Genomic DNA, 23,239 nt, shown 5'->3' on the forward strand with positions numbered 1-23,239 from the left:
CAGCGCCCCGTCACGGCACGCCGTGGCGGGGCGCTCGCGCGTCCGCCGGGGTCAGTCCGCCGGCGACGGCGAGGGCGCGAGGTGCCTGCGCTTCCAGGCCCAGAACAGCTTCTGTCCCATCAGGGTCAGCGTCCCGGCGACGAGGATGCCGGCGAGGTTCAGGGCCAGTTGCTGCACCGAGTCGACCGACTCGCCCACATGGTCATACCTCAGGGCCAGGGCGGCGTTCGCCGCCGCAGGCACCGTCGTCACGGAGATCGCGACGCCCACCAGCGCACCGGACTTGGCCGAGGTCAGGGAGAGCATTCCCGCGATGCCCGCCAGGGCGGCAACGACGAACGACATCATGTCCGGCTGCCAAACGAACTCGCTGACCGGATGCGGCTGTTCGTACTTCTTCTGCGTGAACAGGCCGAAGGCGTCCATCAGTACGGTGAAGCCGCCCGTCGCGAGCATCGCCACCGGAAAGCCGACCACCAGTGCGGCGAGCGGACGCAGAGCCAGCCGAGGGGTGCGCCGTACGAGCGCCGTGCAGACCCCTGCGAGCGGCCCGAACTCCGGACCGACCGCCATCGCGCCGACGATGAGGATGGCGCTGTCGAGCATCACGCCGCATGCGGCCAGCATCGTCGCCACGACGAGGAACGCCACGTAGGTGACCGACAGCCGCGACTCCTCGTGCGTGGCGTCGGTCAGCTTCTCCCACAGGACCGCGTCGACGCCCTCGCCGGGGGCGTCGACCTCGGCCTGAGTGCCCCGTTCGGACAGCGACAGGCCGATGTCGTCCATGGAGATCGCGCCGTGCTCGTGCAGGCCGAGCCGGCGCAGGCCCGCGACGAGATCGTCGGCGGCCTCGCGGGCGACGTCGCACATCACCACGTCGCCCGCCGGGTCGCGGGCCGCTCCGGGCAGCACGACGAGATGGGCGGTGCCGACGGTCGACTCCAGGAGGGAGGCGACCTCGCCGGTGCGGGACGACGGACTGATCAGCCGCAGATGAAGCATGACGGAAGGGTAGACGTGCACCGCCGCCGTCACGTCGCCGACCGGGGCATCCTCCGCCCGTGAGGCCGTCCACCGAACGCCGACTTCCGCTCTGCGGCGGGGAGTTGGCCGGAGAGCGCATCCTCTCCGGTCGCCTGGGCGGACACGTGAACACAATGACCACAACGACCATTAAGTTCTTTCGCGCACAGGGGGCGAAACCGCCGCGTTTCCCGTGCAGCATGTGGGGCCGTCCCCCCAGCCGGACCTCCCAGCCGGACCTCACACACGAAAGGCGGTGCCCCGCGTGCGCCAGCGCACTCTCCTGTCTCTTCTCGGGGCGACGCTGCTCGTACTGATCGGCCCCCCGCTGATCACCACGGGCAGCGGTGCCGAGACAGGGACGAACATTCCCGGGCTGCAGTTCATGGTGCCCAACACACCGGGCGGCGGGTACGACATCACCGCGCGTACCGCCGCCAAGGACGCCGAGGACGCCGGCCTCAACCACAACGTCGAGGTGTTCAACCTGCCCGGCGCGGGCGGCACCGTCGGCCTTACCAGGCTCGTCAACGAGCGCGGCAACGGCAAGCTCGCGATGTCGATGGGCCTTGGCGTCGTCGGAGCCGTACGTACGAACGACTCCCCCTCCACGCTCGCGGACGCGACACCCATCGCGCGCACGGTCGAGGAGCCGAACATCGTCGTGGTCTCCAAGGACTCCAAGTACAAGACGTTCGAGCAACTGCTCGCGGACTGGAAGAAGAAGCCCGGCTCGTTGCCCGTCGGCGGCGGTTCCTCGGCGGGCGGACCCGACCATCTGGCACCGATGCTGATGGCGAGGGACGCGGGCATCGAGGCCAAGTCCGTGAACTACGTGCCCTTCGACGGCGGCGGCGAACTCCTCGCCTCGGTACTCGGCGGCAAGGTCGCCTTCGGCATCTCCGGGATCAGCGAGTACCGGGACCAGATCAAGTCCGGCGAACTGCGCCTGCTCGCCGTCACCGGAAAGGAGCGGATCGACGGCTTCGACGCACCGACCCTCAAGGAGGCGGGCATGGACGTGGAGTTCACCAACTGGCGCGGCATCATGGCGCCGCCGGGCCTGCCGGAGTCGAAGCGCGCGAAACTCACCCACTTCTTCGACGAGCTGCACCGCAGCCCGCAGTGGAAGAAGTCGCTGAAGCGGAACGGCTGGGACGACGCGTATCTGACCGGTGAGAAGTACGGGCGCTTCCTGGAAGCACAGGACAAGCGCGTCCAGTCCGTGCTCAAGGAGGTGGGCAAGTGAGCACCGAATCCAGCGGATCCAGCGGATCCGGCGAATCCACCGAGTCCACGGCTCCGGCCGCCTCCAAGTCCTCCGAGGCCGCCACGCCGCCCCCGGCGCCGGGCAGTTGGCGCGAACGGCTGCGCGGCCGCTCCGAACTCGGCGTCAGCGTCCTGCTGCTGGCCGTCGGCGTGCTCGTGCTGAGCGACACGTTCACCATGGAGACCGTCGCCGACCAGCGCGGACCGGTGGGCCCCAGGACCGTTCCGATCGTGGTCGGCGTCTCGCTGCTCGTGGTGGCCGTCGTCCTCGCCGTCGACGTGCTGCGCGGCGGACGGGGCGAAGGAGACCAGGGCGAGGAGGCGGGCGGCGAGCCCGCCGACTGGCGCACCGTCGCGCTGCTCGCCGGAATCTTCCTCGCCGCCGCCGTCCTCATCGAACCGCTCGGCTTCCCGGTCACGGGCGCGCTGCTCTTCTGGGGCTCCGCGTACGCACTGGGCAGCCGCAACTTCTCCCGCGATCCGCTCATCGCGGCCGTCCTGTCCATGGCCACCTTCGCGGCCTTCAACACATTGCTGGGCGTACCTCTGCCCGGCGGCCCGCTGATGGGGGTGCTCTGACCGATGGAATCTCTCTCCTCCCTGCTCGACGGCTTCGGCACCGCGCTGACACCGCTCAACCTGCTGTGGGCCGCGATCGGCGTGCTCCTGGGCACAGCCATCGGCGTACTGCCCGGCATCGGTCCGGCCATGGCCGTAGCACTGCTGCTGCCGGTGACGTACGGGCTCGACCCGGTCGGCGCGTTCATCATGTTCGCCGGCATCTACTACGGCGGGATGTTCGGCGGCTCCACCACCTCGATCCTGCTGAACACCCCCGGTGAGAGCGCCGCCGTCGTCACGGCCATCGAGGGCTACCCGATGGCGAAGTCCGGACGCGGTTCACAGGCGCTCGCGGCCGCTGCCATCGGGCACTTCGCGGGCGGCATGATCGGCACGATCCTGCTGGTGGCCCTGGCGCCCACGGTCGCCGCGCTCGCCGTCGACATCGGTGCGCCCGACTACTTCGCGATCATGGTGCTGGCCTTCATCGCCGTCACCTCCGTGCTCGGCAGTTCGCGGGTACGCGGCTTCGCGGCGCTGCTCATCGGCCTGACGATCGGCCTCGTCGGGCTCGACCAGATGACCGGCCAGCAGCGGCTCACCTTCGGCAGCCTCCAGCTCTCCGACGGCATCGACGTCGTCATCGTCGCCGTGGGCCTCTTCGCCATCGGTGAGGCGCTGTGGGTCGCCGCCCAGGCACACCGGACGGCCGGCGAGTCGATACCGGTGGGGCGGCCCTGGCTCGGCGGCTCCGACCTGCGGCGTACGTGGAAGCCGTGGCTGCGCGGACCGGCGATCGGCTTCCCCTTCGGCGCGATTCCGGCCGGCGGCGCCGAGATCCCCACGTTCCTGTCGTACGTCACCGAGAAGCGGCTCTCCCGCCACAAGAAGGAGTTCGGCAAGGGCGCGATCGAGGGCGTCGCGGGGCCCGAGTCGGCCGCGTCCGCCTCGGCTGCCGGCACGCTGGTCTCGCTGCTGACTCTCGGTCTCCCGACGACGGCGGTGGCCGCCGTGATGCTGGCCGCGTTCCAGCAGTACGGGATCCAGCCGGGCCCGCTGCTCTTCGAGCGGGAGCCCGATCTGGTGTGGGGTCTGATCGCCTCGCTCTTCGTCGGGATGGTGCTGCTGCTGGTGCTCAACCTGCCGATGGCGCCGGTGTGGGCGAAGCTGCTGCGCGTGCCGCGGCCGTACCTCTACGCGGGGATTCTCTTCTTCGCGGCGGTCGGCGCGTACGCGGTGGGCGGCGAGGCCGTCGACATGGTGATCCTGCTGATCATCGGAGTCCTCGGGCTGATGATGCGGCGCTTCGGTCTGCCGGTGCTGCCCGCGATCATCGGCGTGATCCTCGGCCCGAACGCGGAGCAGCAGCTCCGCCGGGCGCTGCAGATCAGCGACGGCAGCGTGACGGGGCTGGTGAACACGCCGTTCGCGGTCACGGTGTACGTCGTGATCGCCGTGCTGCTCGCCTGGCCGTGGCTGCGCCGGCTGGCCGGAGGCCGTGGACAGCGGCCCGAGGGGCCCGGCGGGGACGGCGGCGACGGCAGGAACGGCGGGGACGGCGGCGTCCAGGACAAGGAGGACGCGAAGGTGTGAGGCGGCCCCGCCGCACCGCACCACGGGTCACAGAGCGACGCCCCGTCCGTCCGGTTCACACCGGGCGGGCGGGGCGCCGTTCGTTCGTTGCGGGTGCTGTGCGGTGCGCCGCTTCAGCGGCGAGCGGTTACTGCGGTGCGCGGCTTCAGCGGCGGGCGTGCCGGCCGCGCTGACCGCCGTTCTCCGAGGTGGGCGGGGTCTCCCCGGCAGCGCCCTCGGCGGACGGAACGCCCCTGGACGCCGCAGCCCCTCCCGACGAGCCGGAGGGGCCGGAGGAGCCGGACGAGCCGGTGTCCTCCCCCCGCGTCTTCTTCCTGCGGGCCCGCAGCAGCTCGACGGCGATCGGCGTCACGGAGAGCAGGACGATGCCGACCAGCATCGCCTCGATGTTGTCCCGCACCCAGGCGATCTGCCCCAGCATGGCGCCGAGCAGGGTGACTCCCGCACCCCACAGCACACCGCCGACGACGTTGAAGACGACGAAGGAGCGGTACCGCATCCGGCTCACGCCGGCGATGATCGGCGTGAACGTCCGCACGATCGGCACGAAGCGGGCCAGCACCAGCGACTTGGGGCCGTACTTCTCGAAGAAGTCGTGCGCCTTCTCCACGTTCTCCTGCTTGAAGAACCGGGAGTCGGGACGGCGGAAGAGGGCAGGTCCGACCTTGCGGCCGAACATGTAGCCGACCTGGTCGCCGAGCACGGCGGAGATCACGATCAGCGTGCAGACGAGCCACAGCGGATAGTGCAGATACTGGTCGGTCGCGACCAGCAGACCGGCGGTGAACAGAAGCGAGTCGCCAGGCAGGAAGAACCCGATCAGGAGGCCGGACTCCGCGAAGACGATCACCAGGATGCCGATCAGACCGAATGTCTGGATCAGATAGTCCGGGTCGAGCCAACTCGGTCCCAGCGCTTGGACGGTCACGTCACAGGCTCCTCATCAGGCGCACCGCACAGGCGGTGGTCATCGGGTCGTACACGCTACCAACGACCGGGAAGACGCGGATGTGCCGCCCGCCCGGCCGGGGCCGCCCGGGGACAACGCGCGACCACCGTGACGGTCAGCCCTGCGGAGCGGGCAGCATCTCGTTCCAGTTCGCCCAGTACCCGCCGTATCCGTCCGGAACCAGGCCGTCCGGCAGCAGCATGTCGCCGGGGGAGCTCATCTGCTGTGCGGGGATCCCCGTGTGGTTCGGGACGCTCTCCCTGCGGTGCTTGCCGCCCTGCCGGCCCGTCTCCTCCGGCACGACGAACAGCCGTCCCTGCGCGGAGAGATACTGCGCGCGGGCGGTCAGTCTCCGCAGGTCGGTGCCGAGTTCGAGCGCGAGGATCTCCAGGTCGACACCGGACTGCCACCCGTCGACGAGCACCGCGTCCTGGACGGCCGACCAGCCCATGTGGTCCGGCAACTGCGTGTGGTCGTACGCCTGGTAATGCTCTTGCGGCTGCTGGTACTGGTCGTGGGACTGGTACTGGTCGTGAGGCTGGTAATGGTCGTGAGGCTGGTAATACGACTGCGCCGCCGCGTGGTGCTGCGTCTGGTGCTGGTGCTGGGCCTGGCCCTGGTACTGCAGCTGGTACTGGCTGTGGGGCTGGGCCTGCGGCTGGGCCGGCATCTGCGGAACCTGCTGCTGTTGCTGGCCCGAATGCTGCTGGCCCGAAGCGTGTCCCTGAACCTGCGCGTGGGCCTGATATTGGGGCTGGGGCTGGGTCTGTGTCTGGTCGGGACCCTGCATCTGGTCCGCGACGGGAGCGGCGGCCTGGCCGTGGGTATGGGCGTGCGGTGCGTCCTGCGCGCGTACGTTCTCACCGCCCGCGTCCGGGCCGGGATGCTGCTGCAGGGGCGGCGGCATCAGCAGGTCGTCCGCCAGCGAACGTGCGTCGTCACGTCCGACGGTGCGGCGTGCGATGCGCACTTCCCGCTCCGCGAGGCCGAGCATCTCGGCGACCGCCTTGTCGTTGCCCACGACCACCGCGAACGCCGCGAGGGAACGGACCCGGCTCGTCTGGGCGTCGTCCAGCGTCGTCTGCGCGGAACGCACCTCCTCGTCGCTCTGGCAGAAGGCCCTCGCCAGCACCGTGTGCCGTTCCCACAGCTCCCGAGGCTCCATGCAGACCCCGTGTCCTCTCGATCCTTATGTACTGAATTCACAGTCCAAATCATGCAATCCCTATCTTCGTAGCCCTCAATCTAGTGGCGACAACATGGATATCCGCGCTGCTGGGACGGCGTCCGGCGCGTTTCCCCGCGATTCCCCCGGGGTACACAAGTGCGGCCCGGCGGACGGCTGTCAGGCCGTCACCTCGACGCGTTCCGCTCGTAGGCACCTCTCGGCAGGCCGTCGGATCCCCGCCGCGCCGCGGCCCGGCAGCCGCCCGCACCGCGTCTCTGGGGCTCCAACTCCCCGTACACCGGCGGCAGTTGCGGAGCCCTGACGTTGGCACGTGCGCAGGTCGGCCGTACCCGTCGGCAGTTGGACGGGGAGTTCGGCGGGCTCGCGGCGGCCGCGGGTGGCTGATGCGTGTCCGTCCCGCAGGGGTACGTGAGGAACACCGGCCGCATCGGCCGCAGCCGTGCTCCGGGCCCTCGGGCGTATCGCTCGATGGAAGTACCTTCCGTGCACGGACGGGACTTACACGGCAAGGCGATGACACGGCGCACGGAACCTCACGGGGGCTTCACCCGCCGGTCCGCACGCCCCGTCCTTGCCTCTTCCTCGCGCCGTCCCCGTCCCGTCCCGCCCGTCCTTGCCCCGTTCCTCCTCCTTGCCGGGGTCCGGTCCGCCGCGCGGCGTGGATCAGCTCCGGGACGAGGGGGCAGCGTCCGCCACGATCCTGCGTACGTTCTCCACCCGCCCGGGTACGGAGGCCAGTTGGTCGCGGCGGGCGCGTGCGAACGCCCGTCCCAGCTCGGCCCGGCGCCCGGTGCCGACGTTCTCGCGGGTGTCGTTGACGAGTGAGCGCTCCTCCTCGTCCAGATGGTGGCTGACCGCCTGGACGAGGTCCTCCAGCCTCTCGTCCCACTCACCAGCACCGGGAGGACCCGCCTCCAGCAGGGCGAGCAACGCCTCGTTGCCCTCGGTGTGTTCCTCGACGCTGTGCTCCACGTCCTCCTCGTCCACGTTCCGGTAGCGGCGCAGCGCGGGGTAGACCTCCGCCTCCTCCGCCTCCGCGTGGGCGATCAGCAGATCGGCGAGCCTGCGCAGCGCGGCGGCGCGGTCGGCGTCGACGCTGCGCATCTCGCGGAACAGATCCTCCATCGTCCGGTGGTCCCTGAGGATCAACTCCACGACGTCTTCGGTCTCCTGTCCCTGACCATGCTGCTCGGCGCGTGAGTCGCCCATGACCCCTCTCTCTTCCGTTTCCGTCCGTTCCGGCCTGGTCCCGTCCGTTCCGACGGGAGCCCGACGCGTTCCCCGGCGCGGACGCCGCAGTCGTACGGAACGGAACTCCCCCACCGCGTCACGTGATCGCACACACCACGTCACCGCACGGACACCTCCTGCTGACAGTCCCGCCCCGACCGGCGACGATCCGGTCCGCGTTCGCGGGACGGACCTTCGCGCGCGACGGTGGGACGTGTCCGCCCTCCCGACCGGCACGGAGCACAACCGGCAGAACCGGCAGAACCGGCAGAACCGGAGGAAGGAGTCCTGCCATGGGCACCATCACCACCAACGACGGGACCGAGATCTTCTACAAGGACTGGGGAACCGGACGACCGGTCGTCTTCAGTCACGGATGGCCGCTGAACGCCGACGTCTGGGACCCGCAGCTGTTCTTCATCGCGTCCCAGGGCTACCGCGTCATCGCGCACGACCGCCGCGGCCACGGCCGTTCCGGCCAGCCGTGGAGCGGCCACGAGATGGACACGTACTCCGACGACCTCGCACTGCTGATGGACCAGCTCAACCTCAGCAACGCCACGCTCGTCGGACACTCGACGGGAGGCGGCGAGGTGACGCGCTACCTCGGCAGGCACGGAACGGCCCGCGTGGCACAGGCCGCGCTGCTCAGCGCCGTACCGCCGCTGATGCTGAAGACCGACGCCAACCCGGAGGGGCTGCCGGTCGCCGTCTTCGACGAGATACGCGAGGGGGTGCGCAAGGACCGCTCGCAGTACTACCAGGACCTCACCGCGCCCTTCTACGGCGCGAACCGGGCCGGCTCGGACGTCTCCGAGGGCACGCGTGACGCGTTCTGGATGATGGCCATGAGCGTGGCGCTGAAGGCGTCGTACGACTGCGTGAAGGCGTTCTCCGAGACCGACTTCACGGACGACCTGACCCGGATCGACATCCCCGTCTTCATCGCGCAGGGCGACGACGACCAGATCGTCCCCATCGATGCCGCCTCGCCGAAGACCGCGGAGCTGGTCAAGGATCCCACCCTCAAGATCTACCGGGGCTGGCCGCACGGCCTGTACGGCGCTCATCACGACACGTTCAACAACGACCTGCTGGGGTTCCTGAACTCCGCCTGAGGGCGGCACCGGGCGGGGCCGGGCGGCCGGGGCGGCCGGGGTGCGTGAACGGGCGGGCCTCCGGCGGCCTTGCCGCCGGGCTGCGGGCCGCGCGCCTCACGCCCGGCGGCCGTCACTCGACGGCCGTCGCTCGGCGACCGGCGGCCATCACCAGGTGCCCGGCGTCGTCCGTCCGTCACCGTCCGTCAGCGTCCGTCCGCCTCCGTCGGGGGGCGGCCCGGTCTGCGCGCCTCGGCGCGCTTCCGCAGGCGTTCCGCCTCGTCGCGTATCTTCCCGAGCCGGCTCTGCAGCGCCGCGCCCGGGCAGGAGGTCTCGAAGGCGTCCCGGTGCGCCGCTATGACGTCGAACCGGGCCCGGTCGCCCTTGTCGAAGCGGCTTTCGTCGCTGGAGGAGACGAGCTCCGCTCTGCCGTGCGGGTCGGCGCCGGGGCCCAGCTTCCACGCGGCGAGGGCAGCGATCGAGTCGAGCATCACCCCGGGTACGTCGCTGCCCTCGTCGAAGGTGCCCAGGGCGGCTATGCCGAGGCTTCCGGCGTTGAAGCCCTTGGTGTGCGCGCCCTCCACCGAGCGGGTCAGGGCGCCGGAGCGCCCCTCGTAGATCGTGCCGCAGTGGTCGACGACGAAGTTGTAGCCGAGGTCGTCCCATCCGCGCTCGACGTGCTCCGCCTCCAGCTGCCGGAGCATGCGCGGCACGGCGTCGCAGTCGTAGCCGTTGGGCTGGCTGGTGTGGTGGACGAAGACGACGCGTACGTTCCGCATCGTCGACGCACGCTGTCGTACGAGGCTCTCGTCGGCATGCCAGGCGCTGCGCGGAACTATCTCGGGCCGTGGCGGCCCGGGCGGCGTGTCCCTTGCCGCGGGGTCGCGGTGCCGCTGTCTGCCGGCGGCCGGCGACATGGCGTCCCTCACCGGCTCCTCCCAGGTCATGGCGAACGCGAGCGGTACGAGTGCCGCGTACACGAACCTGCAGGGGCGCCTTGGCTTGGGCTTACGGTGCCGCATAGGGAAAAGGTGCACCGGGCTCCCGCCCTCGCACAGGTGACCGTATCCGTTCGGGTGAGAGCCGCTGCCCGTCAGCACGCACCGCTCAGCACGCTCCGCTCCGCACGCCTGCCCTACGGCACGGGTCCTGGCCTCCCGGGCGCAGGCGCGCACCTCACCCGCGGCGCAGCCGCCGCAGCCGCCGCAGCCGCGGCAGCCGCAGCGCGGCCTGCACCGCACCGGCGACGACGAGCGACACCAGCGGGCCGATGAGCCAGCGGGCGACGCCGTCCACCGCGAACTGCCCGCCCAGATAACCCAGTCCGACCGTGCACGAGACGAAGACGGCCTCGGCGACCGCCGCCCCGAGCAGGTAGCTGCGTACCGGATAACCGACGACGCCGGCGGTCAGCCCGCCCACGCCCCGCCCGCCGGGGACGAATCGTATGGCGATCACGGACGGCACTCCGTACCGCTTGAAGCGCCCGGCGGTCCACTCCAGCATCGACCGCCGGCGAGGGCTGCGCCGGAGCCAGGCGAGCGCCCTTCCGCTCGATCTCCGCCCCGCCCAGAACGTGCCCAGGTCACCCGCGACCGTACTGGCCAGCAGAACGACGACCAGCAGCGGAAGGCTGATGCCGCCCGCCGCGGCCAGTGCACCGGCACCGGCCACCAGGGCGGAGTTCGGGATCACCGGCGGCATGGTGGCGACCACAAGCAGCGCGTAGATCCAGTGCACGCTCTCCATGCCCGACCGACTCCCCGGCACTCTGTGTGATGACCCGTACACGAAGGCTGACAGGAGCGGGTGAAGGGTTCAACGGACAGGGGATGAGCCCCGGGGAAACTGCGAGTTCTCCCCTGGGGGCGGCCGCCGGGCGGCTCCTTCCGCAGACCGACGGCCGCTCCACGGCCCGGCGGTCCCGTGGCAGGGTAGACGCATGTGCGGCAGATACGTCTCCACCCGCAAGCCGGAGGATCTGGTCGACCTCTTCCAGGTCGACCAGTGGCACCAGGAGCAGGCCCTGGGCCCGAACTACAACGTCGCTCCGACCGACGAGGTGTGGGCGGTCATGGAAGCGGTCGACCGTGAGACCGGCGTGGTGGAGCGGCAACTGCGCCCGCTGCGCTGGGGACTTGTGCCGTTCTGGGCGAAGAGCCCGGACACCGGCGCGAAGATGATCAACGCCAGGATGGAGACCGTCCACGAGAAGCCCGCCTACCGGCGTGCGTTCGCCAAGCGCCGCTGCCTGCTGCCGGCCGACGGCTTCTACGAGTGGCAGTCCGTACCGGCGACCAAGACCGAAAAGGCGTACAAGCAGCCGTACTTCATCACTCCGGAGGACGGCGAGGTCATGGCGCTCGCCGGTCTGTACGAGATCTGGCGTGACCCGGACCGCGACAAGGACGACCCGCGGGCCTGGTGGCGGACCTGCACCATCATCACCACCGAAGCCACCGACGCGGCCGGCAGAGTCCACCCGCGCATGCCGCTGAGCATCGCCCCCGACGGCCAGGCGGCCTGGCTCGACCCGGCACACGAGGACCCGGACGAACTCCGCGCGCTCCTGACCTCCCCCGCCGGCGGACACCTGGACGCCCGCGCGGTGTCCACGGCCGTCAACAACGTCCGCAACAACGGCCCCGACCTCCTGGAACCGGCCGGAACCGCCGGCGACTGAGCGCGAGCCCGCCGAGAGCCGAGGGCAGGGTGCCCGGCGCCGGTCGGCGGCGCCACGACCACCCTCTGACCTCGAAGGTTGTACGGGGCTGCCGACCGGGTCCTGATCGAGTCCTGACCGAGACGGCATTGCGACTGGCATCCGGCAACCCACCCCCTGGGCCCCCCGTCCAAACGGCGACAACGACAACTCGCGCGCCGCCCCAGGGGGACTCCTCATGAACGATCCAGCACCGCCCGCGAAGCGGATCCGCCGCGGTCCCGGCCGGCCTGCACGCCGGTCGCTCGCGCTGCTCACGGCGGGAGTGCTCGCCGCGGCGCTGGCCGTCGCGGGCTGCAGCAACTCCGGTACGGACTCCACGAGTTCCACGACCGAGCAGCAGCACGCGGGCGAGGCGCCCGAGAGGGGCGAGGCCGGAGCCGGCGCGGCCCGCACCGGCGAAGCGGCCGACAGCGCTGCGGACTCGAAGGCCACCGGCAGCCCGGGCGAGCAGGACGACGGCCCGGCCGAGCAGCAGCCGCCGAAGATCGCCGCGGACCACGTCGTCCGTAAGGCCCAGCTCACGGTCCGGGTCAAGGACGTGCCGTCCGCGCTCGACGACACCCGGACCACGGTGGAGGCCGCGGGCGGCTACATCGGGGACGAGAGCACCGACCGCGACGGCCGGAGCCACGAGCGGTCGCGCGTGGTGCTCCGGGTGCCGCAGGAGAAGTACGCGGACGTCCTGGCGGAGCTCTCGGGCAGCGGAAAGCTCATCGAGCGGAAGGTGTCGGCCGACGACGTCACCGACCAGGTGGTGGACGTCGAGAGCCGGATCGCCTCGCAGAAGGCGAGCGTCGAACGGGTGCGGGACCTGATGGACAAGGCCACCGAGCTCTCCGACATCGTCTCCCTGGAGGGCCAGCTGAGCACCCGCCAGGCGGAGTTGGAATCGCTTCAGGCACGGCAGGCGTCGCTGAAGGACCGTACGGCCTTGGCCACGATCACACTCGTGCTCTCGGAGACCGAGGTCGAGAAGGAGAAGGACGACGAGACGGGGTTCGCGGACGCGCTGGGCGGCGGCTGGGACGCGTTCATCACGACGCTGCGCTGGATCGCGGTCGTCGTGGGAGCCGCGCTGCCGTTCCTGGCCGCGCTGGCGGCGCTGCTGGTGGTCTGGCGGCTGGTGCGGCACCGGCTGCCGCAGCGCTTCCGCCGCTCGCCGCAGGCAGCGGTTCTCCCGAACGGCCCGGCCGGCGGCCACGCACCCGCTCCGGCGGAGGCGAAGAGCGACTGAGCAGCTCAGCGACTGATCCCGGACGGGCAGCGGGGGCGGGCGACCTCCCGATGGCACCGCCTGACGGAAGCCCCCGCTCCTGCCACGCGAGCACTGTCGCGTGAGCAACCAACCGGGCCCCCTGGCAGGGCAGTCGGCTAGGGGGTGTCTCAAAGTGGCGTCGTCCGGCCGCAGGCCGGGGGCCGCGGCGTCTGGTGCGTGCGATCGCAAGGCGGAGGGTGGGGGTACCACCCGGGCCACCAGGCCCAGGGGGCGAGAGCGCTGGGGGTACCACCCGGGCCGACAGGCCCAGGGGGAGGGCTGCGCCGACGACCGACAACGCTGGGGGCACGCCCCCTCGCTGCGCTGGGGCCCCCCACCCAGACGGAGTCTGGGGGAGGGACTTTGAGACACCCCCTAGATGTCCGGCGTCGCAAGGTGATCCGCTGTGCCACCGAGCCATTCGAAAATGAGAAGCGTCGCATCATCGCTGGTGACTCCGCCTCGCCCACGCTTGAGGTCGTAGGAGAGCCTGCGTACCAAGTGGTGCACCCCCATGGTGAGAGGTGAAACGCGCTCGATGGTTTCCATCAGGCGCGCCTCGCCGAACTGCTCCCCGCTGATCTTGTGTTCCTCTACAAGACCGTCCGTGAAGGCGATCACCCGGTCGCCCCTGCTGAGTTGGACGGAGGAGATGAGCGGAGTCGCGCCCCCGAAGCCGACCGGAAGCGTAGTCGGACCCTCCAGCCTGCACATCACCCGGTGGCCCCGGACGATCATCGGTGCGGGATGGCCGGCATTCACCCATTGCAGAACGCCCGTCGAGATGTTCAGGCGCATCATCTGCGCGGTCACGAACTGTTCCGGTCCGAATTCCCCGTCCATGGCCTTGTCCATGAACGTGTACAAGTCCGCCAGGCCGACATCCGCGCGGCGGGCGTGCCGGTAGGCGCCGATCGCGACGGTCGCCAGCACCGCGGCGTTCAGCCCGTGACCCATCGCGTCGATGATGGCCAGGTGCAGGATGTCGTCGTTGAGGACGTAGTCCAGGCTGTCGCCGGCGACGTTGTAGGTGGGCTCGAGGACACCGGCGACGGACACTTGCGGGGTCGTCATCGACAGCGGAGGAAGCAGGTTGTACTGGATCTCCGCGGCCACGCTCATCGGCTCGTCCCCGCGCCGGACGTGGAAGAACTGGTCCGTGTAGCTGTTCTTGGTGACCAGCATGTCCGCGACCAGGCTGGCGAGCCGCCCGAGCAGCCGCAGGTCGTTCTCCCCCACGCTGTCCAGAGTGAGCGACAAGATCCCGACCTCGTCGCTGCCGTCCAACAGCGGCAGGTACATCCGCACGCCGTCGGCCCACTGCTCACTGACCGGACGCATGCTCAGGAACGCTTCCCCCGCCTTCGAACCGTCCACGGCCACCGGCTCGCCGTATGTGAGCCCCTTGCCGGGAAGGGGCACGAGCATGCGCTGCTCGTAGTCCTGAAGGTGGATCGATACCTCACGGCCTCCGATCCTGGCTATCTCTTCCGCCACCAGCGGGGCGATGAGCTGCGGCGGCATCTCGTGGGCCCGGTCCAGAAGCTGTCCGAGCAGCCGTTCGCCGAAGCCCTCTGAGAGATCTACCGCAACGCTGCGGCCGTTGCGCCGGCGCTTGTCCACAGCCGCACCGCCTTCCCGGTCGATGAACGGCCCTGGCCCAACGATCGCCCACAACGACCGCGGCAGCTCGCCTGAGCTGCGCCACACGGGTGAACGATCTCGACACCGTCGTGCAGACCCTGCTCGGCCTCGCCGCTGACCGTTACGCCCAGCGGCTCCAGGGGGAGCAGTGCCACGCGGTCTGGCACAGCGGCTCACCCGGAGCCGGCCGTCGAGCACGCGCCAATCCCCCAGCAGTCGTCGAGCAGTTGACGACGCAAAGCTCAACGGTTCGTCCGTAGAGACTCACTTGGGAGCCGGACGACCTGGCCGCGACACCATCACCCAGCCCGCTACGGGCAGCGCCTGAAGACCAGGACGGCGTTGTGCCCACCGAATCCGAAGGCGTTGCTCACCGCGAGGTCGATCCGCTGCTTCCGGGCGGTCTTGGACACCAGGTTCAGCTCGATGTCCGGGGCGATGGTCTTCAGGTTGGCGGTGGGCGGGGCAAGTTGGTGCTGGAGAGTCAGCACGGTGAGTGCCGCCTCCACCGCTGCGCTGGCGCCGAAGGTGTGGCCGAGGGCTCCCTTGGCCGAGGTCACGGTGGGGGCGTGCGGGAGGACGCGGGCGACCATGGCCGCCTCGGTGACGTCGTTGAGGCGGGTCGAGGTTCCGTGGGCGTTGACGTGGTCCACCTCTCCGGGGGTGGCACCGGCTTCGGTGAGCGCGGCACGCAACGCGGCCTCCGCGACGAGGTGTTCGGGGTGCGGGGCGGTGGGGTGGAAGGCGTCGTTGGTGGAGCCGCAGCCAGCCAGGATCGCGCGCGGCCTCGCACCACGCCTCAGGGCGTCGGCCGTCCGTTCGAGGACCAGCACGGCGGCTCCTTCGCCGAGGACGAACCCGTCCCGGTCGGCGTCGAAGGGGCGTGAGGCCGCGGCCGGATCGTCGCGTCGCCGGGAGAGGGCACCCATCCGATGGAAGCCCGAGGACATCAGCGGTGTGACGGCCGCGTCGGCACCGCCGGCGAGCACGATGTCGCAGGAGCCGGAGGCGAGCAGGTCCCTGCCCAGTTCGACGGCGTTGGCGCTCGATGCGCAGGCTGCGGAGACGCCCAGACTGACTCCGCGTGCGCCCAGGGCCATGGAGACTTCGGCGGCAGGCGTGTTGGGCAGCATTTTCGGCACCAGGGTCGGCGGCACCGCCTCGTGCCCGCCTTCCAGCAGGCCGCGGTGGGCGTCCTCGGTCGCCGCCTGGCCGCCGAAGCAGGTGCTGATGATCACGGCCACCCTGGCGCCGTCCCAGGTCCCGGGGTCGAGGTCCGCGTCACGTACGCCTTCACCGGCCGCCGCGACGGCGAACTGCGAGCAGCGGTCCGTACGCCACAGGGCGCGGCGCCCGAGATGTTCCTCGGGCCGGAAGCCGGGCACGCGGCAGGAGAAGTCGACGGGCAGGCCCGCGAGTTCAGGGTCAGGTGCGGCTGTCGGCGTCCCCTCGGTCACGCCCCGCCAGGTGTCCTGGGTGCCGACCCCGGCCGGCGTGACCGTGCCGATCCCCGTCACGGCGATCTCGGGGCGGGTCACCGGTCCTCTCCGGGGGACTGCTGCTCCAGCTTCCTCTCCAGCATGGCCACCAGTTCCTGGAGTGTCTGCCGCGGCGTCACCTCGTCCTCGGCGATTCTCACCCCCAGTTCCTGCTCCAGGGCGAAGAGAAGTTCGACCACGGCCAGGGAGTCCATGTCCAAGGACGCCAAGGCCGTCTCGGGTTGCAACTCCTGGGGATCCATCCTGAACTTGCCGGTCAGGACGGCCGCCACCGTCTCACGCACCGATGTCACGCCGCCCCTCCCGCCGTCGTCGGCCGCCCCGCGAGAAGGTAGTCACCGGTCTTCGCCACGCCTTCGAGCACGTCCCGGATGCGGTTGGCGTAGCGGGCGACGGCGGCGTCGGCGGTCTCCGTACCGGGATAGCGCGCAGTCGCCCACGCTCCCTCGTGGGTGCGGTGGATCCACGTGTTCACTCTGTTTCCGCGGGTCTTCATCCGGACCAGGGGGCGGGCGTTCCGTTCGCTCCACCGTTGCGTTCCGGGGATCACTCTCATGTCGGTGAAGGAGACGAAGGGGAACACCTCGGGCATCCGTCGCTCCAATTCGCCCTCGATTCCGAGTAGTTCGGCGATCCTCACGATCGGCGTGCGGCTCAGGTGCAGTGCCGTCGCCGCGGACCGGTGCGCGCCCCGCACCACGTCGCGGAAGCTCTCTGCCTCGCTGAGATCGATCTCGACCGGGCCGACTCCGACGTACCAGCCCATGGAGCGCAGCCACTCGGGCCGGGAACGGGTGTGCCACGGCATGACCGTCCGGTAGACCGGGTCGCCCGTGATCTGGTGGGTCACGATGGCGAAGGCCGCGAGCAGTCCGGCGAGGAAGCCGCCGCCCGCGCCGTGGCAGGCCTCCTCGACCGCCTCGGCATCGGATGCGTCCAGCAGGCGCACGTCGAGTTTGGTGTGCGGGAGGAGTTCCCCCTCCGCGACCCCGAGGTCGAGCGGAAACTTCAGGAGCCGTTCGCCGCCGGCCGCGAGGAACCGGGCCCAGCACCCGACGGCCGGATGGTCGGCGCCGATCCGCTCGGCGGCCGCGCGTTCCGCCACCCCGAAGTCCACGTAGCTGCCCACGTGTTGGTGCTCCACCGTCCGGCCGCCGGAGACTGCCGCGTACAGGTCCTGCCACTCCTGAACGGCTGTCATGACGGAGAAACCGTCGGTGTGTGCGTGATCCAGCGCCACGATGATCGTGGTGGAGTCCGCGCGCTCCACGGTCTCCACCACATGGCTGGGCCGACGGAACGCACCCGTCGCGTCGTCGATGCGCTCCTGAAGCCAGGCGGACATCTCGTCGCCGCTGACGAAGTCGGCCACGACCTCGTCGTTCACGCGCAGCCGCTCGGGGGCTACCGTGAAACGCTCCGTCTTCCCATCGCGCACGCGGAACGCGCTGCGCAGCGTCTCGTGGCGCTCGGCACACACCCGCAGCGTCTCGCGGAACATCTCGGCCTTCAGCGGCCCGGGGATCTCGAACGCGAACCCCATCCACATCGGTATCCCGATGCCCTGCTCTGCGAGCCTGGCCACGTACTTGAGGTGCCATTCCTGGTTGTACGAGGGAGGCGTGACCCCGTCTTCCGCTTCCGCCGCCTCGTGGAAAGAGGCGGCGTCCAGCTTCCACTCCCTCAGCAGCCCCGGACGCACCTGGTACTCGGCCAGCGTCGTCATCAGCATGCACGGCCCCCGCTTTTCCTGTGCGCATCCGGTCACGCTGGTGCTACCCACAGCGACGATCAGCCAAATTCGCAGCTCAGCTCGCAGCCATTTTCGACACTTACCTCCGCCGAGCCGCACGCCCACAGGCACGGGCCCGTACCTCATGCGCCAGGCCGGGTGCCGGGCCCGCACGGCTCAGGGTCCGGTGCCGAGACTGCTCGAGATCGCTGAGGGAGACGGCGTCCGGGCGGGCGAGCGGCGGAACAGCAGGCATCCAGTCAGCGCGGCGGCTAGGCCGGCCAGCCCGGCCGCCGCGAAGCCGCCCGCTGGTACGGACAGGTCGATCGCTCCCCCCACAATCGGGGATCCGAGCGCGAAACCTGCGCTCTGCGCCGAGGATTGCAGGCCTGTCGCCTCGCCACGCACGCCGGCGGGCGCGAGCCGGCTCACCCCGTCGGCCACCGCGGAGAGAGCCGGCGCGGCGAGCAGCCCCGCACCGGCGACGGCCACGCACAACCACGCCCAATCGTGGGCCAGCCCGGCGGGAATGGTCGCCAGCCCGAGCAGCCCGAGCGGCAGCCACGTGGGCAGCGGCCGGGAGAGCGCGCCGTACACCAGCCCGCCGATGACGGAGGCGAGGCCGTAAATCGCCACGACCACGGCGGCCCATGACACTTGGCCGGCTTCTTCGAGGGTGGCGACGATGGCCAGGTCGGTGCCGCTGAGCAGCATCGTGGTGCCGAACGCCATCACGAGCACGGCGATCATGCGCGGACCCAGCCATTCCCGGCGACGGGGTCGGCCGACCGTCTCGGCATCCGCCTCGTCCTCGGCACGCAGCGGCGGGTTGAGCAGTGCGATCCCCGCTCCGCCGGCCACGATCGCGGCGCCGACGCCCCATGCCACCAAGCCCGGGGACACCTTCGCCGCACAGAGGATCACCATCGGCGGGCCCACCATGTACGACAGCTCGCCCTGCACCGATTCCAGCGCGAACGCGGCCCGGCGCTGTCCCGTCGTCGTCATCGCGGCGATCGCCTGCCTGGTCACCGCCTGGGCCGGCACCATCAGCAGGCCTCCCGCAAAGGCGGCGCCCAGCAGGATTCCGTACGACAGGACCGGCATGCTCAGCCAGAACACCACTTGCGCCACGACGGTTACGAGCAGCACGGCACGCAGGCCCCGCCAGTCGATCATGCGGCCGAGCAGCGGCCCGCCCAGCGCCAGCCCGGCGGTCAGAGCCGCCGCGACACCACCCGCTGCGACGTAGCTCATGTCCAGGCCCAGCACGACGTACATCATCAGCGCCATCACGGAAGCCGTGATCGCGGTACGGGCGAGCAGCGATACGCCCAGCAGCGATGCCATCCCCGGCACGGCGAGCACCTGTCGGTATCCGGTCACCTGCGTGACGCTAGATCACCAGTCACGTCATAGGTAGCGGCGAATTTGTTGCAGCTGAAATAATGAATGCTTATGGCCAGGGAACTTGAGACCGCGTTGCTGCGGTCGTTCGTCACCGCCGTGCGCGCCGGCAGCATCAGCCGCGCCGCGACCGTGCTCGGGCAGACCCAGCCCGCCCTCAGCCAGCAGTTGCGGAAGCTCGAAAGCACCGTCGGCAGTCCGCTGCTTCATCGATCGCCGTCCGGCGTCTCGCCGACCCGGGCGGGCGAGGAGCTCCTGCCGTACGCGGAACGCATTCTCTCGCTGTGCGCGCAGGCACTCACCGAGACCGGGCGCGCGCTCACCGGCCACTGTCGTGTCGGGTTGCTCGAGGACCTCGCCGCGTCCCAGCTGTCGCAGGCCCTCGCCGACCTCGCCCGGCTGCACCCCGGCGCGACGCTGGAAGTGCTCAGCTTGTCCAGTGCTGCGATGCGGGAGGCCTACGATGCGGGCCGCGTCCAACTCGTCCTCGATCACGTGCTGGACGTTCCCGGGCCGCCGCGCTGGACGGTACGCCGCCCGCTGGTCTGGGCGGTCGGCCAGGGTGTGGATGTGGCTGCCGATCCGCTGCCGGTGGTGCTGTTCTCGAACCCGTGCTTCTGGCGTACTTCAGTGCTGGAAACGCTCGAACGTGCCGATCGGCGCTGGCGGGTGGCGTTCGAAAGCAACAGCCTCGCCGGTGTGCTCGCCGCGCTACGGGCCGGGCTCGGCGTCGCGGCGCTCATGCCCGCGAACCTCGAACCGGCCATGGCCTGCCACGACGCGGACGCCCTGCCCACCCTGCCGGACGTCGAACTCGGTCTCGCCCGGTACCCGCGGACCGAAGGCGATCCGCTGATCGATGCGGTGGAGACGGCGCTACGACGCATGATCTGAGTTCCGCGGCTGCCGGCACGGTACGCCGCCGTGTGCTGTGAAAGATCAGCCGACAGGCGCAAGCCCTATCGCGCGATGGCAGACAGGTCCGGGAATAGCGCCGACTCGCGGCCGTGGGTGGGCCCATTTAGCATTCCAGGCAGAAGAGGCGATCACTTCTTGAAGGGACTGCCATGGCCAAGAAGTTGATTGTGTGCTGTGACGGCACATGGGATGTCGCCGATGCAGCGAGGCGGACGAACGTCTACAAGGTCGCCAACGCCATCGCACCGCGAACCGCTGGCGGGGTGGTACAGATCCCGAAATACGTAAGAGGTGTCGGCACGCACGCATGGGACAAGTTGCGGGGCGGCGCTTTCGGTATGGGGCTGTCCAGCAACGTCATGGATGGCTACCGCTTCCTCGTCGAAAACTACGAGCCCGATGACGACCTGTATCTGTTCGGCTTCAGCCGAGGGGCTTTTACTGCCCGTAGCCTTGCTGGACTGGTGCGCAACTCCGGCATTCTGAAGCGCGAGAGTGCGGGCCGGATCAAGGAGGCGTGGGCTCTGTACCGCGACCGGGCCGAGAAACCGACCAGTGACGCTTCCAGGTTGTTTCGCCGAGCCCACTCCCACGAGACGGGGATTCACTTCATCGGGGTGTGGGACACGGTCGGCAGCCTGGGCATTCCGGTTCCGGGCAACAGGTGGCTCTCGAAACTGATCAACCGGCGGTGGGCTTTCCATGACACTGAGCTGAGCAGCTGGGTGAAGGGAGCCTTCCACGCGATGGCCATCGATGAGCAGCGCGCACCGTACGCCCCGACACTTTGGCACCAGCAACACGATGCAGCCCGAAGCGGTCAGGTCCTGAAGCAGGTGTGGTTCGCCGGGGTGCACCGCGATGCAGGCGGAGGATCCGAGGGGAGAGGTCTGTCCGACATCACCCTGCTCTGGATGGTGCGCCAGGCTCAGGAATACGGGCTGGAGTTCAATAGCGACGGCTTTGGCGGGCTCGGACCCAACAGTCTGGGCATGATGAGCAATTCACGCACCGGGCCATGGCGTCTCGTGCCTCCGTTGCACCGGCCCATCGGTCAAGAGGTGAACGGCTGCGAACTCCTCTCGAGTTCCGTCCAAGAACGCAAGGACGGATTCCCAGCCTACAACCCGCCCAACCTCCAAGAGCCGGCTCAGGTACCGCCCGAATCCGTTCCCCGTACAGCCGCCGAGGCCTTCCCCGGAGCGGCATGAGGGAAGATGAACTCGATATTTCGGACAACTCAAGGGCCGGCGGCGTTCACCGATTGGCGGCCAGAACTGCCGCGAGGCCCTCTTGCAGGTCTTTGACGAAATACTCGGGAACCTCCAACGATGGGAAATGGCCCCCGATTTCGGGCGACCTCCATCGCACGATCTGCCGGTACCGCTCCCGTGCCCAGGGGCGCGGACACTTCTCGACGTCGCGGGGATACGCAGTGATTGCCGACGGGACGTCGACGCGAAGTTCGGGATCGAGCGAGTTGTGGCTTTCGTAGTAAATCCGGGCCGACGATGCACCGGTCCGCGTCAGCCAATACAGGGTGACGTCGTCAAGAACACTGTCCCTGGAAATCGTCTCGAACGGGCTGTCTTCGGTGTCTGACCACTCGGCGAACTTGTCGAGTATCCAGGCAAGAAGTCCGACCGGTGAGTCGACGAGCGAGTAGCCGATGGTCTGCGGTCGGGTCGCCTGCTGCTTCGCGTACGCCGCGCGGTGGCGCCAGAAATCGCGGGTTTCCTCGGTCCACTTGCGCTCGACCGCCGTGAGCCCGTCTGTTGTCAACCCGGGCGGTGCCTCCGCGAACGTCGTGTGGATGCCGAGAACGTGCGCCGGGAACCTGCCGCCGAGGACCGTGGTGATATTGCCTCCCCAGTCGCCGCCGTGGGCAACGAACTTGCTGTAGCCGAGCCTTCCCATCAACTCCACCCATGCGGCCGCGATCTTTTCGGTTCCCCACCCGGTGGTGACCGGCTTGTCGCTGTAACCGAAGCCCGGCAGCGACGGAACCACGACGTGGAAGGCCGGCACGTCTGCATCCTTCGGATCTGCCAGCTCGTCCACCGCATCGATGAACCGGACGACGCTGTCTGGCCAGCCGTGCGTCAAGATCAGAGGAGTGGCGTCTGCGCGCGCGGATCGGCGGTGCAGGAAGTGGATTCCCAGATCATCAATGGTCGTGCGGAACTGGCCGATCCGGTTAAGGCGCGCTTCGAACGACCGCCAGTTGTACCCGGTGCGCCAGTAGTTCACGACATCGACGAGCTCGGCGAGCGGAACGCCCTGTTCCCATCGGCGAGGGTCTGGCGCGGCGCGATAGACCGTCTCGGCCTCCGGCAGTCGCGCCGAGGCCAGTCGCGCGCGCAGATCGTCGAGGTCAGCGTCAGTTGCGTGGGCTTCAAATGCTTGCACGTCGCTGGTTGGACGGGACATGAGACCTCCTGGCCGTCGCGGAACCGGCTGCGAACCATCGCGAACCGGCTAAGGCGGTTCTACCATGCCTTCATGCCGGAGCGGAACCTGCTAAGGTGGTTCCATGCGTGCCGGGCTCCCAGACTTCCGCCTCGGTAGCGTGCTGGCGACCAGCTTCACGGGGACTCTGTCGGAGCGTCATGGCGACGCTGTCGAGCGCATTCCCACGCCGCACCGACTCGTCGACTGGCTTGCAGTGAACGGCCTCGCCGTGGACTCCTGCACCACTGCCCAGCTCGACCTCGCTCGGGAACTGAGGGAGTCGATTCATGCCGCCGCCACAGCGGCCGCGATCCAGGACGCTCTCCCTGCGTCTGCTGTCCAAGTCATCAACGACTGCAGCGCTCAGGGTCGGGCCGCGGCGATCCTGACGCCCGAGGGTGAGCGGCGATGGCGGCTCAGCTCGGCTTCCCGCGTGGAAGATGCCCTCAGCGTGATCGCCGCCGACGCGATCAGCATCATCGCAGGCGAGCGAGACGGAAGACTGGCCTTGTGCGCATCACCGACCTGCCAAGCCGCCTTCTTCGACACCAGCCAAAGTCGCACCCGTAAATGGTGTGACATGAACACGTGCGGGAATCGTCAGAAGAAGGCGCGCTTCACTGCCAACCAGCGCAAAATCTCCAGGTCAGCGGAGTGATCGTTACCTCGGTACATCCAAGTGGGCCCCACCCTG

At 69.6% G+C, this 23,239-nt stretch carries 22 protein-coding genes; 10 read left to right on the forward strand and 12 right to left on the reverse strand.

The genetic code is table 11. The features are described 5' to 3' along the window. Window positions 1-51 precede the first annotated feature (51 nt). Window positions 52-1,005, reverse strand: a complete 954-nt coding sequence (locus ACSMXX_RS13300; protein WP_473184232.1) for a DUF389 domain-containing protein — start codon at window positions 1,003-1,005, stop codon at window positions 52-54. A 286-nt stretch (window positions 1,006-1,291) separates the two neighbouring features. On the opposite strand from ACSMXX_RS13300, the gene ACSMXX_RS13305 reads away from it, so the two are divergent. The 3 genes from ACSMXX_RS13305 to ACSMXX_RS13315 are packed head-to-tail and all read left to right on the forward strand — an operon-like array spanning window position 1,292 to window position 4,449. Next, window positions 1,292-2,275, forward strand: a complete 984-nt coding sequence (locus ACSMXX_RS13305; protein WP_473184233.1) for a Bug family tripartite tricarboxylate transporter substrate binding protein — start codon at window positions 1,292-1,294, stop codon at window positions 2,273-2,275. Beyond that, window positions 2,272-2,874, forward strand: coding sequence for a tripartite tricarboxylate transporter TctB family protein (locus ACSMXX_RS13310; RefSeq protein ID WP_473184234.1), 603 nt, complete (start codon window positions 2,272-2,274; stop codon window positions 2,872-2,874). The genes ACSMXX_RS13305 and ACSMXX_RS13310 overlap by 4 nt, the downstream gene beginning before the upstream one ends. Window positions 2,875-2,877: 3 nt before the next feature. Next, window positions 2,878-4,449 carry a tripartite tricarboxylate transporter permease gene (locus ACSMXX_RS13315; RefSeq protein WP_473184235.1) on the forward strand — a complete coding sequence of 524 codons (1,572 nt, stop codon included), beginning with the start codon at window positions 2,878-2,880 and terminating at the stop codon, window positions 4,447-4,449. Window positions 4,450-4,594: 145 nt separating this feature from the next. Here the strand turns inward: ACSMXX_RS13315 and ACSMXX_RS13320 are convergent, their stop codons facing one another. The 3 genes from ACSMXX_RS13320 to ACSMXX_RS13330 all read right to left on the reverse strand — a co-directional run bounded on the left by ACSMXX_RS13320 (window position 4,595) and on the right by ACSMXX_RS13330 (window position 7,796). Further along, window positions 4,595-5,377 (reverse strand): DedA family protein, encoded by a 783-nt coding sequence (locus ACSMXX_RS13320; protein WP_473184236.1) that lies wholly within the window; start codon window positions 5,375-5,377, stop codon window positions 4,595-4,597. Window positions 5,378-5,513: 136 nt separating this feature from the next. Continuing rightward, the gene (locus ACSMXX_RS13325; RefSeq protein WP_473184237.1) at window positions 5,514-6,563 is read right to left on the reverse strand and encodes a hypothetical protein; all 1,050 of its coding nucleotides are present in this window, start codon (window positions 6,561-6,563) and stop codon (window positions 5,514-5,516) included. Between the two features lie 687 nt (window positions 6,564-7,250). After that, entirely contained in the window at window positions 7,251-7,796 is a 546-nt protein-coding gene (locus ACSMXX_RS13330; RefSeq protein ID WP_473184238.1) for a hemerythrin domain-containing protein, read from the reverse strand. Between the two features lie 314 nt (window positions 7,797-8,110). On the opposite strand from ACSMXX_RS13330, the gene ACSMXX_RS13335 reads away from it, so the two are divergent. After that, window positions 8,111-8,935, forward strand: a complete 825-nt coding sequence (locus tag ACSMXX_RS13335) for an alpha/beta fold hydrolase (protein WP_473184239.1) — start codon at window positions 8,111-8,113, stop codon at window positions 8,933-8,935. A 185-nt stretch (window positions 8,936-9,120) separates the two neighbouring features. Here ACSMXX_RS13335 and ACSMXX_RS13340 read toward each other — a convergent pair whose 3' ends face one another. Together ACSMXX_RS13340 and ACSMXX_RS13345 are read right to left on the reverse strand one after the other, a co-directional pair. Further along, window positions 9,121-9,894, reverse strand: a complete 774-nt coding sequence (locus ACSMXX_RS13340) for a peptidoglycan recognition protein family protein (protein WP_473184240.1) — start codon at window positions 9,892-9,894, stop codon at window positions 9,121-9,123. Between the two features lie 196 nt (window positions 9,895-10,090). After that, the gene (locus tag ACSMXX_RS13345; protein WP_473184241.1) at window positions 10,091-10,663 is read right to left on the reverse strand and encodes a DedA family protein; all 573 of its coding nucleotides are present in this window, start codon (window positions 10,661-10,663) and stop codon (window positions 10,091-10,093) included. 193 nt (window positions 10,664-10,856) lie between these two features. Between ACSMXX_RS13345 and ACSMXX_RS13350 the strand changes: the two genes are divergently transcribed. Continuing rightward, window positions 10,857-11,597: an SOS response-associated peptidase gene (locus ACSMXX_RS13350; protein ID WP_473184242.1), complete on the forward strand. Its 741-nt coding sequence runs from the start codon at window positions 10,857-10,859 to the stop codon at window positions 11,595-11,597. A 217-nt stretch (window positions 11,598-11,814) separates the two neighbouring features. Next, complete coding sequence (locus tag ACSMXX_RS13355; RefSeq protein WP_473184243.1) at window positions 11,815-12,873, forward strand: DUF4349 domain-containing protein; 1,059 nt, start codon at window positions 11,815-11,817, stop codon at window positions 12,871-12,873. 396 nt (window positions 12,874-13,269) lie between these two features. Here ACSMXX_RS13355 and ACSMXX_RS13360 read toward each other — a convergent pair whose 3' ends face one another. Continuing rightward, window positions 13,270-14,517, reverse strand: coding sequence for a PP2C family protein-serine/threonine phosphatase (locus tag ACSMXX_RS13360; RefSeq protein WP_473184769.1), 1,248 nt, complete (start codon window positions 14,515-14,517; stop codon window positions 13,270-13,272). Between the two features lie 89 nt (window positions 14,518-14,606). On the opposite strand from ACSMXX_RS13360, the gene ACSMXX_RS13365 reads away from it, so the two are divergent. Further along, window positions 14,607-14,798: a hypothetical protein gene (locus tag ACSMXX_RS13365; RefSeq protein WP_473184244.1), complete on the forward strand. Its 192-nt coding sequence runs from the start codon at window positions 14,607-14,609 to the stop codon at window positions 14,796-14,798. A 51-nt stretch (window positions 14,799-14,849) separates the two neighbouring features. Here the strand turns inward: ACSMXX_RS13365 and ACSMXX_RS13370 are convergent, their stop codons facing one another. The 4 genes from ACSMXX_RS13370 to ACSMXX_RS13385 form a co-directional block, all read right to left on the reverse strand. After that, a complete protein-coding gene (locus ACSMXX_RS13370) occupies window positions 14,850-16,076 on the reverse strand; it encodes a beta-ketoacyl-[acyl-carrier-protein] synthase family protein (RefSeq protein WP_473184245.1) in 1,227 nt (408 codons plus the stop codon). Beyond that, window positions 16,073-16,330 (reverse strand): acyl carrier protein, encoded by a 258-nt coding sequence (locus ACSMXX_RS13375; protein ID WP_473182215.1) that lies wholly within the window; start codon window positions 16,328-16,330, stop codon window positions 16,073-16,075. The genes ACSMXX_RS13370 and ACSMXX_RS13375 overlap by 4 nt, the downstream gene beginning before the upstream one ends. Next, window positions 16,327-17,769 carry a condensation domain-containing protein gene (locus tag ACSMXX_RS13380; protein ID WP_473184246.1) on the reverse strand — a complete coding sequence of 481 codons (1,443 nt, stop codon included), beginning with the start codon at window positions 17,767-17,769 and terminating at the stop codon, window positions 16,327-16,329. The genes ACSMXX_RS13375 and ACSMXX_RS13380 overlap by 4 nt, the downstream gene beginning before the upstream one ends. A 177-nt stretch (window positions 17,770-17,946) precedes the next feature. Then, on the reverse strand, window positions 17,947-19,155 hold the full coding sequence (locus ACSMXX_RS13385; protein WP_473184247.1) for an MFS transporter: 1,209 nt from the start codon (window positions 19,153-19,155) through the stop codon (window positions 17,947-17,949). 72 nt (window positions 19,156-19,227) lie between these two features. On the opposite strand from ACSMXX_RS13385, the gene ACSMXX_RS13390 reads away from it, so the two are divergent. Together ACSMXX_RS13390 and ACSMXX_RS13395 are read left to right on the forward strand one after the other, a co-directional pair. After that, entirely contained in the window at window positions 19,228-20,070 is an 843-nt protein-coding gene (locus ACSMXX_RS13390) for a LysR family transcriptional regulator (RefSeq protein WP_473184248.1), read from the forward strand. Between the two features lie 173 nt (window positions 20,071-20,243). Next, a complete protein-coding gene (locus ACSMXX_RS13395; protein ID WP_473184249.1) occupies window positions 20,244-21,305 on the forward strand; it encodes a DUF2235 domain-containing protein in 1,062 nt (353 codons plus the stop codon). Between the two features lie 46 nt (window positions 21,306-21,351). On the opposite strand, the gene ACSMXX_RS13400 is transcribed toward ACSMXX_RS13395, so the two are convergent. Then, a complete protein-coding gene (locus ACSMXX_RS13400; protein WP_473184250.1) occupies window positions 21,352-22,524 on the reverse strand; it encodes an epoxide hydrolase family protein in 1,173 nt (390 codons plus the stop codon). Window positions 22,525-22,627: 103 nt separating this feature from the next. Here ACSMXX_RS13400 and ACSMXX_RS13405 point away from each other — a divergent pair, with 103 nt between their 5' ends. After that, entirely contained in the window at window positions 22,628-23,203 is a 576-nt protein-coding gene (locus ACSMXX_RS13405) for a CGNR zinc finger domain-containing protein (RefSeq protein WP_473184251.1), read from the forward strand. The last annotated feature ends 36 nt before the right edge of the window (window positions 23,204-23,239 follow it).

The sequence above is a fragment of the Streptomyces sp. DSM 116795 genome, from assembly GCF_055792905.1.

Coding starts and splice junctions, on each gene's coding strand:
- ACSMXX_RS13300 (WP_473184232.1), bottom strand. CDS start 1,005: ATGCTTCATCTGCGGCTGATCAGTCCGTCGTCCCGCACCGGCGAGGTC.
- ACSMXX_RS13315 (WP_473184235.1), top strand. CDS start 2,878: ATGGAATCTCTCTCCTCCCTGCTCGACGGCTTCGGCACCGCGCTGACA.
- ACSMXX_RS13325 (WP_473184237.1), bottom strand. CDS start 6,563: ATGGAGCCTCGGGAGCTGTGGGAACGGCACACGGTGCTGGCGAGGGCC.
- ACSMXX_RS13330 (WP_473184238.1), bottom strand. CDS start 7,796: ATGGGCGACTCACGCGCCGAGCAGCATGGTCAGGGACAGGAGACCGAA.
- ACSMXX_RS13335 (WP_473184239.1), top strand. CDS start 8,111: ATGGGCACCATCACCACCAACGACGGGACCGAGATCTTCTACAAGGAC.
- ACSMXX_RS13345 (WP_473184241.1), bottom strand. CDS start 10,663: ATGGAGAGCGTGCACTGGATCTACGCGCTGCTTGTGGTCGCCACCATG.
- ACSMXX_RS13350 (WP_473184242.1), top strand. CDS start 10,857: ATGTGCGGCAGATACGTCTCCACCCGCAAGCCGGAGGATCTGGTCGAC.
- ACSMXX_RS13355 (WP_473184243.1), top strand. CDS start 11,815: ATGAACGATCCAGCACCGCCCGCGAAGCGGATCCGCCGCGGTCCCGGC.
- ACSMXX_RS13380 (WP_473184246.1), bottom strand. CDS start 17,769: ATGCTGATGACGACGCTGGCCGAGTACCAGGTGCGTCCGGGGCTGCTG.
- ACSMXX_RS13390 (WP_473184248.1), top strand. CDS start 19,228: ATGGCCAGGGAACTTGAGACCGCGTTGCTGCGGTCGTTCGTCACCGCC.
- ACSMXX_RS13395 (WP_473184249.1), top strand. CDS start 20,244: ATGGCCAAGAAGTTGATTGTGTGCTGTGACGGCACATGGGATGTCGCC.
- ACSMXX_RS13400 (WP_473184250.1), bottom strand. CDS start 22,524: ATGTCCCGTCCAACCAGCGACGTGCAAGCATTTGAAGCCCACGCAACT.
- ACSMXX_RS13405 (WP_473184251.1), top strand. CDS start 22,628: ATGCGTGCCGGGCTCCCAGACTTCCGCCTCGGTAGCGTGCTGGCGACC.